The organism is Actinoallomurus acaciae, assembly GCF_042429965.1.
Classification (GTDB): Bacteria; Actinomycetota; Actinomycetes; order Streptosporangiales; family Streptosporangiaceae; genus Actinoallomurus; species Actinoallomurus acaciae.
Genome location: NZ_JBHLZP010000736.1, coordinates 6,367 through 6,986, shown reverse-complemented (window position 1 = coordinate 6,986; position 620 = coordinate 6,367). Strand labels below are relative to the sequence as shown.

At 67.6% G+C, this 620-nt stretch carries 1 pseudogene; it reads left to right on the top strand.

Features of this window, described 5'->3' with window-relative positions:
- Nucleotides 1-620 (top strand): annotated as a pseudogene (locus ACFFNX_RS46030) (adenosylhomocysteinase); the annotation flags it as partial.

Here is a 620-nt window from a genome sequence, read left to right as displayed (position 1 = left end):
GGCGCGGAGTACGAGAAGGCCGGTGCCGTGCCGTCGGCGTCGGAGGACGACCCGGAGGAGTGGAAGGTCATCCTCGACCTGCTCCACCGTACGGTCGACGGCTCCGGACGCTGGACGAAGACCGCCGAGCGCATCAAGGGCGTGACCGAGGAGACCACCACCGGTGTCCACCGCCTGTACGAGATGGCCAAGGCCGGCACGCTGGCGTTCCCGGCGCGGCGATCAACGTCAACGACTCGGTGACCAAGTCCAAGTTCGACAACAAGTACGGCTGCCGCCACAGCGTGATCGACGGCCTCAACCGCGCCACCGACGTGCTCATCGGCGGCAAGGTCGCGGTCGTGTGCGGCTACGGCGACGTCGGCAAGGGCTGCGCGGACGCGCTGCGCGGCCAGGGCGCCCGTGTGATCGTCACCGAGATCGACCCGATCTGCGCGCTCCAGGCCGCGATGGACGGCTTCCAGGTCACCACGCTGGACGACGTCGTGGCGACCGCGGACATCTTCGTGACGACGACCGGCAACTTCAACATCATCACCGCCGACCACATGGCGCGGATGAAGCACCAGGCGATCGTCAGCAACATCGGCCACTTCGACAACGAGATCGACATGGCCGGC